At 38.6% G+C, this 11,362-nt stretch carries 14 protein-coding genes; 3 read left to right on the forward strand and 11 right to left on the reverse strand.

All coding sequences use genetic code 11. From position 1 onward, the window contains the following. Positions 1-268: 268 nt before the first annotated feature. From ACWJAF_RS08430 to ACWJAF_RS08440, 3 genes are all read right to left on the reverse strand, one after another. Positions 269-403, reverse strand: coding sequence for a hypothetical protein (locus ACWJAF_RS08430; protein WP_296092469.1), 135 nt, complete (start codon positions 401-403; stop codon positions 269-271). A gap of 97 nt (positions 404-500) precedes the next feature. Next, a complete protein-coding gene (locus tag ACWJAF_RS08435) occupies positions 501-1,742 on the reverse strand; it encodes an ATP-binding protein (protein ID WP_448863207.1) in 1,242 nt (413 codons plus the stop codon). Positions 1,743-2,109: 367 nt separating this feature from the next. Continuing rightward, on the reverse strand, positions 2,110-2,505 hold the full coding sequence (locus ACWJAF_RS08440; protein WP_448863209.1) for a pyridoxamine 5'-phosphate oxidase family protein: 396 nt from the start codon (positions 2,503-2,505) through the stop codon (positions 2,110-2,112). A 244-nt stretch (positions 2,506-2,749) separates the two neighbouring features. On the opposite strand from ACWJAF_RS08440, the gene ACWJAF_RS08445 reads away from it, so the two are divergent. From ACWJAF_RS08445 to ACWJAF_RS08455, 3 genes are all read left to right on the forward strand, one after another. Further along, complete coding sequence (locus ACWJAF_RS08445; RefSeq protein WP_448863211.1) at positions 2,750-3,538, forward strand: AzlC family ABC transporter permease; 789 nt, start codon at positions 2,750-2,752, stop codon at positions 3,536-3,538. Continuing rightward, positions 3,528-3,839, forward strand: coding sequence for an AzlD domain-containing protein (locus ACWJAF_RS08450; RefSeq protein WP_296092472.1), 312 nt, complete (start codon positions 3,528-3,530; stop codon positions 3,837-3,839). The genes ACWJAF_RS08445 and ACWJAF_RS08450 overlap by 11 nt, the downstream gene beginning before the upstream one ends. A 204-nt stretch (positions 3,840-4,043) precedes the next feature. Further along, the gene (locus ACWJAF_RS08455) at positions 4,044-5,933 is read left to right on the forward strand and encodes a DUF885 domain-containing protein (RefSeq protein ID WP_448863213.1); all 1,890 of its coding nucleotides are present in this window, start codon (positions 4,044-4,046) and stop codon (positions 5,931-5,933) included. A gap of 59 nt (positions 5,934-5,992) precedes the next feature. Here the strand turns inward: ACWJAF_RS08455 and ACWJAF_RS08460 are convergent, their stop codons facing one another. From ACWJAF_RS08460 to ACWJAF_RS08495, 8 genes are all read right to left on the reverse strand, one after another. Next, positions 5,993-6,478: a hypothetical protein gene (locus ACWJAF_RS08460; protein WP_448863215.1), complete on the reverse strand. Its 486-nt coding sequence runs from the start codon at positions 6,476-6,478 to the stop codon at positions 5,993-5,995. Between the two features lie 14 nt (positions 6,479-6,492). Further along, the gene (locus tag ACWJAF_RS08465) at positions 6,493-6,909 is read right to left on the reverse strand and encodes a hypothetical protein (RefSeq protein WP_448863217.1); all 417 of its coding nucleotides are present in this window, start codon (positions 6,907-6,909) and stop codon (positions 6,493-6,495) included. 111 nt (positions 6,910-7,020) lie between these two features. Continuing rightward, on the reverse strand, positions 7,021-7,326 hold the full coding sequence (locus ACWJAF_RS08470; RefSeq protein WP_448863219.1) for a hypothetical protein: 306 nt from the start codon (positions 7,324-7,326) through the stop codon (positions 7,021-7,023). 235 nt (positions 7,327-7,561) lie between these two features. Then, entirely contained in the window at positions 7,562-8,683 is a 1,122-nt protein-coding gene (locus tag ACWJAF_RS08475; RefSeq protein ID WP_448863220.1) for a hypothetical protein, read from the reverse strand. Between the two features lie 34 nt (positions 8,684-8,717). Further along, entirely contained in the window at positions 8,718-9,188 is a 471-nt protein-coding gene (locus ACWJAF_RS08480; protein WP_448863221.1) for a hypothetical protein, read from the reverse strand. Between the two features lie 191 nt (positions 9,189-9,379). Beyond that, positions 9,380-10,438: a hypothetical protein gene (locus ACWJAF_RS08485; RefSeq protein WP_448863223.1), complete on the reverse strand. Its 1,059-nt coding sequence runs from the start codon at positions 10,436-10,438 to the stop codon at positions 9,380-9,382. A gap of 203 nt (positions 10,439-10,641) precedes the next feature. Next, the gene (locus ACWJAF_RS08490; RefSeq protein WP_448863225.1) at positions 10,642-10,806 is read right to left on the reverse strand and encodes a peptidoglycan-binding domain-containing protein; all 165 of its coding nucleotides are present in this window, start codon (positions 10,804-10,806) and stop codon (positions 10,642-10,644) included. 291 nt (positions 10,807-11,097) lie between these two features. Next, positions 11,098-11,362: hypothetical protein (locus ACWJAF_RS08495; protein ID WP_448863228.1), on the reverse strand; the 265-nt coding region annotated here is incomplete at its 5' end.

Consider the following 11,362-nt stretch of genomic DNA (forward strand, 5'->3'; position numbering starts at 1 on the left):
ATAAAAAATCTCCCCTGCATTCACTCCTCATAACTTCTGTTATAGTTCATAAATCCCAGGGAAGACGAAAATCCGTGTTACCACTTCCATTCACCATCTGCCTCACGGCAAATGACCTCTGCTGGTGAAGTATATCTATACATTTTTTGCAGATATATTACATTCTTCATGTATCTGTAAATATGTGCTTTGTCTATACCACACCTTACCGCTATAAAGGGCGGAGCCCTTCGTGAACTTACATCTTTATCTGTTTTATCCACACTCATCAATGCTCATCCACACCGCTCAGTAAGCCATCTTCTGTAACGTTCCACCTGTCCCTCTCAGCAACAGACTGCCTTTCTATCACCGGCAGTTTACGGGATTCTCTGTAAGATTTCCTGCTACATACTCTCTTCATCACTGCGTTTTTCATATATCCATTCGTAATGTAAATCGTAGCATATAAGCGGGCGGGATGTCAAGGTCTAACACAAGTGCTGCCTTTAAACTACGACCTATCGGCATCTGTATTTCACACCTCTGCCAGCCCCAAGCTTTTCAACCATTTTCTTCTCTATTAACGAATTCAATACTCTGATCGACTTATCTTTTCCTAAAGATGTCTGCTTTTCAATCTGCTTTCTTGTTAAAACAGCTTCTCTTTTGAGCACATCCAGGATATTTTTTTCCTCTATTGTCAGATTTGGTTTCTTTTCTATAACCGGCAATACTACTTTAATGGAGTTTTCGAACACCTGATAGTCCGGCTTGCACAATGCATCTTCATATGCGTAATTAATCCTCATAATGCCCGTGCCAAATTTTTCTATAATCTTCAATCTGAAGAATACATTTCCAATAATAGGATTTCTTAAAATCGATATCTGTCCATGCAAATACTCTTCTTTACCCATTCCTGCCGGCAGACCACCCGGTGAACTGATTTCTATTCTGTCTTCATACATGCTTACCTTAATTGCTGCCCTGATATCCCAGACACGATGTACTAAAGCATTCGCAATTGCCTCACGAAATGCTTTCTCCGGAATTTTTTCTACTATTTTTCTTTCCGTTTCTTCTATTTTTTCATATTGATAATATGTCCGGAACATTTCCATACAATAATCCAGCTCTTGTAATATAGAACGGTTTTCAAATGTCTTCCGCTCCATAATTTCATCAATGTCTTTCCCGAATCGTATGATATCTATTCCCGGAAATACATTTTGATCCGCCAACAGCGCAGCTGCATTATTAAATCCATATGCATCTGTAAATAATTCCAACGTTTTTAATATATCCTTATTCAGTTCCTGAATCCCCATAATCCGTATAAGTCTTTGTTCCAGATCATGAAATGACAAATCCTGCTCTTCCGAAGTCAGTTCCTCAAATGATTGATCTCTCCCCTCTAAAACCAGCCGGTTATATTCCAGCCTTCCAACTTCAATTGTTGCTGAATCATTACGCCTGTATGCCTTTCCTTTGTACAAATATGGCTTATATTTTCCTTCATATACATAAAGTTTCACAAGAGATTCTTCTATTTCTATCGAATATTCCGGCACTGGATTCATACTATCATTTATCTTATTTTCTAAGTTCAGACATGCTGTAACCGGATCATCTATTCCCACAACTTCTCCATTATCCCGGACGCCAAATATAATCTGTCCATCTCCATAATTGGCATAGGCACTTACCGTTTTCATAAATGTTCCGGATTGCATATTTTCTTTATATTCTAAAGTTTTCATTTCCCTCAGCACTTATATCTCTCCTGCCTTTCATATACGTCATATTTCATACCTTTAAATAGTTTCCTTATTTTATATTATAGAATCGTCGCAAATGATTTGCAACGATTTTTGTTTTCGTTGCAGATTATTTGCAACGATTCTACTTTTTGTTGCAAACGATTTGCGACGATTCTGTCTTTCTTAAATAAAGCATTCCCATAAGTGCTGGTAAGATATTCCTGTAGCTGGCAATTCTCTTCCACATTTCTATATGCCAAAATCACCTTCAAGCTATCTTCCATAAATTATAGCTTGAAGGCGATCTTTTTTTGAAGTAACTATCAAATTTATTAGTATGTTACTTATCTGCCGTGAACCGTGTCCTCTAGATTTCTTTCTTGTTATCTGCTCCCGGAGTAGTAACGATTACTTTCGAAACTATGATCACAAGTGCTCCTTTTGCGGTCGCTGCACCGTTGAACATCTTTTCAACCATTGCTTTAAATGTATCTACGACTTCTCCTTCTGTCACATACTCTGCCGTTCCTTTAATCTGATATCCTTCCAGGCTCTGGGCGTCGTATGCTGAGATTGCAATCTTTCCACCGTTCTTCTGAATGTTCTTTAATGTTGTCTCAAGGAAGACATCTCCTACAACAAGTTTTCCATCCTCTGTCACATCTTTGAATGCAACCGGGACTACATTTGGCTCTCCGTCTGCACATGTTGCGAGATCCCACATACCATTTTTTAAGACTTTGATGACTGATTCATTTAACATTGTATATACCTCCTGTTTGTACCTTTTTCATATGTTATCTGGTGTATTCATGTTAACGGATCCGCTTTTGATTTGGAAGATATTAGTAAATTTATAAGTCACTATTCATTTTCATAGTGTATGGTTTTGTTCCTGATGTCTCCCATATTTCCACTCTTCACATCATTGACGCTCCCCTCCAGAAAGCTTATAATATTCTCGGTATGAAATCATAGAAAATATACATAAGATTGGGGATTTTATTATGACCAGAAGACAACACTTTACCGCTGGTTTCAAAGACGGGATACCGATCTGTCTTGGATACATAGCGGTTTCATTTACATTTGGTATCATGGCGAAAAAGGTCGGTATATCGATCTTTGATGCAGTTCTGATCTCACTTACTAATGTGACCAGTGCCGGGCAGTTTGCAGGACTGTCGCTGATCACATCGGCGGCTTCTTTTATAGAGATGGCCATCACACAGCTGATCATCAACTTAAGATACTGCCTGATGTCCTGTGCGCTCTCACAGAAGATTGATCCAGAAGCACCTCTGATCCACCGGTTCCTGGTTGCATACGGTGTGACGGATGAGATCTTTGGTGTCACGGTCTGCAAGGGCGGTAAATTAAGTCCGTTTTATTCCTATGGTGTTATATTTATCTCCGTATTCGGATGGGTACTTGGAACATTTCTTGGAGCTCTGTCTGGAAGTATCCTGCCGGCACGTGTTGTCAGCGCACTCAGCGTTGCACTCTATGGTATGTTCCTTGCGATCATTATTCCACCGGCGCGCAACAACCGTGTGCTTGCAGGCGTTGTGGTGATTTCCATGGCAGCTAGCTTATTATTCGATAAGACACCCGGACTTAAGAACATCTCATCCGGATTCCGTATTATTATCATTACTTTAATCATTGCCGGAATCGCTGCTTACTTCTTCCCGGTTAAGGAAGATGAGTACGATGAACTGGAAGAAGCAGGCGAATTAAACGGCGGCAATAGTTCCGTTAACAATACAAAGGAGGGCGCTCACCATGAATCATAATATTTATATCTATATATTTGTTATGGCGGCGGTTACTTACCTGATCCGTATGCTTCCGCTGACACTGATCCGCAAAGAGATCAAAAGCACCTATATTAAATCGTTCTTATATTATGTGCCTTATGTGACACTGGCAGCTATGACCTTTCCGGCGATTCTTAGTGCGACTGCTAATATCTGGTCGGCATGGGCCGGATTCATCATTGCAATCGTGCTTGCATATAAAGGAAAAAGCCTGCTTAAGGTGTCGATATTTGCCTGCCTTGGTGTATTTATCGTGGAGCTGATTACCGGACTCTAATTAGCCACAAGCAGAAATACTACAGCATCTGATACCACATCTTCCGAAAAATCATTCCTGCAATCTACATGCCACACTTTGTGGGAGATATATCTTGCAGAAAGCATTTTTCAGACACTCTCTAGCACTGCTGATATATGTCATGCATATTTGAAAAAACATCCCCATATAAATAATAATAAATTATTTGTATGGGGCCTTTTTATGCAACATCTCCTGAAACAGATCAAGCGGAAATCCATCCGGATGCTCCTGATTCCTCTCATCACGTCACTACTTCTTCTGATCCTGCTCCCACATCTTCACCCAACTACCGATCAGTCATTTTCAAAATATACATCAGCCCTTTTCCGACAGGAAATCAGCGGCAACACCATCACACTTCACTACACATTAAAAAATCCATCCTCCTATGGCATCAAAAATATCCCCATTACATATGGACAATGTGTCACCGATCCCGGGCTTGTCCGTGCAAGTATCGAAAATGAACAGACAAAGCTTCATGCATACAACAAGCACGCCCTTTCTTCAAAGAATCAGCTGACTTACGACGTCTTAAATGACTACCTGGAATCCGCCTCCAATCTGGCCCCTTACACACTTTATGACGAACCATTCGCCCCACTGACCGGAACCCAGTCCCAGCTTCCGGTCATTTTGTCCGAGTACCGTTTTTATAATACTACGGATGTTGATCATTATCTGAAGCTCCTTACAAAGACGCCGGAATATTTCCGTTCTCTTTTGAACTTTGAACAGACCAAGGCCGAATCCGGGTTATTCATGGCTTCTTACACGGCAGATTCCATTATCAAAGAATGTCAGGATTTTGTGAATCTAAAGGAAAGTAACTATCTGTATTCTTCTTTCGTTAGCCGTCTGGATGAACTGGCATCTTCCAAAGACGCTTCTCTTACGGATGACCAGCGGAAATCCTACACCGAGATTAATTCCTCCTACATACAAAAATACATCTTTCCTGCTTACGAACAGCTGATCACCGGACTTACCGCCCTACGGGACTCCGGCAAGAATAACAACGGGCTCTGCTACCTTCCAAATGGCAGGACTTATTACGAATATCTGGTAAAAAGTGAAACCGGCTCATCCCGCAGCATCACACAACTGCAGGAACTTACGAATGCACAGATTCTTTCTGATCTGACGGCTATGCAGCGGATCCTCAGTAATGACTCATCCGATGCTTCTTCACAGTCTTCTTCACATAATACGAACGATGCATCTTCGCAATCTTCTTCACACAACACGAACGATACTTCCTCTTCTTCACAATCATCCTCAGATACTACAGAAAATACTTCTCCGACATCTGACATCTTCAGTTCTCAGGGCACGAAGCTTGATAATCTGACTCCGGAAAAAATCTTATCCACATTATCAGGCAAGATTACTAAGACTTTTCCACCGTGTCCGAAGATTCATACACAGGTGAAATACGTCCAGAAGTCTATGGAAGAATATTTAAGCCCTGCATTCTATATGATACCAGCCATTGATAATACTTCTGAAAATGTCATCTATATCAATAATGGACATATTACAGATAATCTGTCCCTCTTCACAACGCTCGCCCACGAGGGATATCCGGGACACCTGTATCAGAATGTATATTATGCCAGTCTTAATCCAGATCCCATCCGCTGTGTTCTGAATTATAGCGGCTACACCGAAGGCTGGGCCACTTATAGCGAAATGCTCAGTTACTACTTTTCTTCCCTTTCCAAAGAACAGGCCACACTCTTCCAGCGAAATGCATCTGTCATCCTCGGTCTGTACGCACTTGCTGACATGGGCATCCATTATGACGGCTGGAAACTCGCCGATGCTACAGAATTCTTCCGCACTTATGGAATATCCGATGCCGGAACGATCGAAGATATCTACGACCTGATCATCGCAGATCCCGCGAATTATCTGAAATACTATATTGGATATCTGGAATTTCTGGAACTAAAAAAAGATGCTATGAAAAAATGGGGCAGTGAATTTTTACAGATACGGTTTCACAAAGCCGTTCTGGAAGTTGGGCCGGCGTCATTTGATATAATCCGGGATTTTATGCTTAAGTAGATAGGAGGATTCCCGTTTTCCCGGGAATCCTCCTGATTGTTTCCTGACTGCTTCTCTTGTTACGGATGCTCTCGTGTCTCTGCATAATCCAAAACAATTTCTCTTGCATAATATATTGCCTGTCGTTCACGTTTCGGATCATCATCCAGATAAAGGTCTTTAACCCATTGAAAATAATGTGAAAGTTCATGTGTAATAGAATATAAATTTGCTGCTAATGCATCATCTTTATCCTCACATTCTCTTAACAGCTTCGGATAATCACCCACTGCCACTTTTATATATGGTTCTTCCGATTTATCATAAGGTCCAAAAAAGAGTGCTGAACACTGTTCTCCTTTTGAAGTGACAATGTATTCCCGCTCTTTAAAATATATTGGAACTCTTACAGGAAAATCATATTGTGTTCTAAGCCAGGCAATATATTCTTTGCACGCTCTATGCACTTCTTTATCTACTCCTGCATCGAACCGTTGTCTGATCCCAGTTCGCCTGTTCGTGTCTATATACTTACTCCAATCTTTACATTCCCACAGTCTTCTCATAAGTCTTTCCTTTATTATGAAATTTTTTTAATTTTTACAAGTACTTCTGTTCTTTCTTCATAATATAATTTATATTTTTCTTCCTTTTGAAAACCCCCAGCACACATTCTTCCTCTCAAAAGCAGTGGTATATAAAAAGAATCTTCATAGTCACTATCTTTTGATTTTTCAAATTCCACCATTCCTCTGTGCCCCCCCACATATATGCCTTGATACTGCTTAATTACAGGCGAGTGAATAGCTGAACACATACTAACTGTATTATCCACACAGAAAATCAGCACTATTGTATACAAAAGTATCTCCAATACATCGTCTTTTTTTCTTTTTCCTCTAAGGCTTTTTTTCTTTTTTAATAGCAATATTGCCATCCCAATACCAATAATCACATAATATACTGCATAAAAATATAGACTTCTAAAATCATACATTACCTTTTCTTCTTTCTTGCTCCTATTATCCCCACAATAAAATAAACCATTTTGACTATATAATCTATTCCTTGACCAGCAATTTTACATTCAACATTGGCATTCTTCCAATTATCTTACTTCTTCCTGACACTCTTCCATATACGTCCGAATAAGCGATACATCTTCATCCAGATCATCTGCTATCTCTTCCAGGGTCATTCCTTTGCTTAACCGCTTTTTAATCAATTTCTGTAAAATATTTTTTTCACCGGCTTTTATTCCCGCCTGACGTCCGATCTCAATTCCATCCTGACGTCCGATCTCAATTCCATCCTGACGTCCTGACTCATACTCGGCCTTCCTAAGCTTCTTCTCTTCAAATTCCCTATCATATTCATAGATACTCACTTTGATCACTTCCGCTCTGTTCCTCATCAAAAATCCACCATATTCAATTCTCCTTTGTTACAGGAGATTACATACTTTTCAGTCCTCTCCTGCTTTTCTATCGTTGATTGGTATAAAAGCATAGATTTCTGAAATGTAATAGAATATAGACGGTGTCTGTCACCTTAGATTCTGTTTGAAATATGCTTTGCTACAGTTTAACACACTGGTAAATATAATTGCAATATCTTATATGCTTTTACGCAAAGAAAAGTCGCCGATATTAAACCGACGACTCTCTTTTTAATCTTTCTGATATAGTTTCTATTTCTTTCAAACCCGGAGCACCTGTAATCTCCACACCATCTTTGTCTGAAACATGTATATACGCACAAACTTTTCCTTCATCAATGTTCCATATAAACGGATCCTCATCGTGTGTATATTTGTTCCATGTCAGATCACTTTCTGCAGTGCATATCGTCAAATACATCTCCTTATTCTTAAACAGGTCTGTATTTACCGTATTTTTATTTAATCCCGGTAATTCCATTACACATAACTTTAGTTCTGAATCTTTCCAATAGTGAACCATTGTATCTTTATTAATTCCCTTTACTTTATCCTCATCCATAATCATAACAAAGACTTTTTTGTCTTCAGATACTTGCATTAGTATTTGTAACAGAATGCTGTAGTCTCTTCTATTTTTTAGATTTTTAATTCCCACAAACTCATATCTTTTATTTTTTTCATAGAAGACTTTTACTTTTCTCTCGCCCGTCATATCTTCACAAAGCCGCAGCTCCTTGATAAGCCTTGATCTTCGATAATATACAACTTCTGCTCCCCAGCTAGTCCTATAAATTTCCCGAAATATCTTTCCTTTGAAGATACCTCTGTATACACACGCTTCTTTTTTCAAATTCATTATATTCAAAAAGAATCTTCGGATACTCGGCTCTATATAAAAAGAGGTAGTAACCCGGCGATATATCCAGTTCATTATTTTATATATCAGCCTGTTTTCTATCGTACTTTGCTTTGTGCAAAACCAGATTTTTCCACTGATCCATTTGTTCACATCAGCATATTCCGGATACACCTCATCGGCTCCAATAAGTCCTCCATATGGATGAAGTTCTTCTGTCTTCATCTCTAAATACTCCATACAACGTACTTCCGGTCCATCTTTAAAATCTAAAAGTATATAAATAAAATACTTCAGATTATATAAAAAACCAACTATAAATATTATACTTATCATCGTCCAAATAATATGGCCAATACTTCCCATTCCTTCTTGATCCATACACATTACACTTGCTATAAAAAATAAGATTGCAAGTACAATTCGTTCTATGACTAAATATTTTAATTTCCCTTCTGTAGAATTTATCTTCATTCTCTCATCTTCCTATTTTCCAAAATCACTTCGCTTAATTTTTAATTATGTGAGACAATTTGTAATACGTCACTTTGCTTCTCTGTTTTCCCTTTGCTAATTCTTTTATCTCTTTTGCCGGACACATTATTTTCAATTGAATTTTCTGCTTATTTTTTCCTTTTCCCTTTTCAAACTCTATCTTTCCATTTACCATTGTCTCATCCTTATAACGATCAATCGGCTCATTTCCAATAATTCTATTCTTCGAATTTATAAGATTCCACAATTCATCTTTCACACTGAAAACATAGACTACTTTTTTATATTTTAATTCTTCCGTCTTTGGACCAAGTTTCAGATCTATCAGCATACGCATTATCTTTACAAAATAATATAATCCTATCAGACCAAGAATAATATTTCCCACCTGTAATTTCTCACCTGTCAATAACACTATAATTATTATCTCCACAACGATATCCCAAAATAGAAATTGTATATATGTATTGATTTTCTTTGACATGATTCTTTCTCAACCTTTCATTTTCAAGCGATTAATCGAGCTTCCGAATTATCCCCGCCTTTTACATTCAACATTGTACTCTGTAATAATACATTGTTAAAGAGAAACTTCAAGGAGTGTTATAGGGATGATTTCATCCGTTGCAACACTCCTTTTGGGTCACTCTTTATGTTGGTATTCTTCTAATCCTCTTACTTCTCCTGATATTCTTCCACATATGTTCGGATAAGTGCCACATCTTCATCCAGATCATCTGCTATCTCTTCCAGCGTCATTCCTTTGCTTAACCGCTTTTTAATCAGTTTCTGTAAAATATTTTTTTCACCAGCTTTTATTCCCGCCTGACGTCCGATCTCAATTCCATCCCGGCGTCCAATTTCAATTCCATCCTGGCGCCCAATCTCAATTCCATCCTGACGCCCGATCTCGATTCCATCCTGACGCCCGATCTCGATTCCATCCTGGCGCCCGGCCTCATACTCCGCTTTCCTTAGCTTCTTCTCTTCAAATTCCCTATCATACTCATAAATACTCACTTTGATCACTTCCGCCCTGTTCCTCATCAAAAATTCTGTCAGAATTCCTTCTTTGATACACTCTTCAACCGCCCGTTCTACAGCTTCTTCTAGCACTATCTCAGGATCAGCCGCATACTTTCTCACTCTAGCTACGTACTGAGCATATTCCTTTAACGTCCGGCAATGCTCCATTAATTCATTATTATGCCCGTCATTCACATTCAACATCGTAACTCGTAATTCTAAATCCGGATCTTCTGTCGGATTCTCGTAAGCTGATGATAATCTGAATTCACTGCGATCTTCTACTTTCTTTGTTCCGTTATAGAATACGATAAATCTTGGTGTCGGAATCTTTTGTATAGCAGTAGAATATAATGATTTCTGAACAACTAACCTCTGATACTCATCCGCAATATAAAATAAATTTCTAAGCGGAATATTCGGATTATATGTCGATTGATGTTCATACAAATATAAATTCATATCCATGATAAATGCCAGATCATTCTTCATTTCCATATAGAGTGCATTCTCTAAAGTTACAATCTGTAACTCATCCGGATTCGTATAATTTCTGTCATTCACCGCATTATACAAAGATAATAGATTTTTCTTATCCCGGTACAGCATTCGAAAAATCGTATCTTTATACTGGTCTTTCGCTCTTAACCGACGATTGTTTACCTGGTACTTTTCATTACGTCTCTTCTGAGTTCTTCTTTTCGCCATATTCAATTCTCCTTTGTTACAGGAGATTACATACTTTTCAGTCCTCTCCTGCTTTTTCCTATCGCCTCTTGGTATAAAAGCATAGATTTCTGAAATGTAGTAGAATATAGACGGTGTCTGTCACCTTAGATTCTGTTTGAAATATGCTTTGCTACAGTTTAACACACTGGTAAATATAATTGCAATAGCTTATATGATTCTTCTCACATCCCGAGCAAAATCCTCCAAGTCCTCTTCCCCACAATTCCGTCCTGCACCAGTCCGTGTGCCTTCTGCAGATTCTTAACAGCCTTTTCAGTTCCGCCTCCGAAGATCCCATCAACTTTACCACAGTCATATCCTGTAGCATTCAGCTTCTCCTGCACCAATGCCGTCAGGTTCCCTTTCGCACCTTTCCGTATCGTCGGGCAACCTGCAAGTGTGTTCTTTCCGGCTATTCCATCGACTTTCTGGCTGCTAAAGCCCTGCTTGTTGCATTCCGCCTGTACTCTTGCAATCCAGGAATCAGTATCTACGGATAGCTTCGTATTTATGTTATCTGTCCTTTCTTTATTTTCGATGTTTTCATATTTATCCTTTTTACTTTTATCTGTTTATACTACAACCGCCATTATCTGAAAATGATAATGGCGGTTGTGAATACATTATGGATTATATGATTATGAAATTTTCCGTATTTTCACAATTATTTCTGTATTTTTTTCATAATATACCTTATATTTTTCGCTTTTTTTAAGGTCTCCATTTTTTCCCATAGCAAGCCAAGCTATATAAAACGTTTTTTCTTCGTCTCCCTCTTTTAAGTCTACAAAATCTACCGTATGGTGTGATTCTCTCACATATATCCCTTGATATTGTCGAATTACAGGCCTATAAATCGCTTTATATATTCCGCCAGCTTGCCATATCATAAATACAGTCGCT

This window comes from Dorea sp., assembly GCF_977044405.1.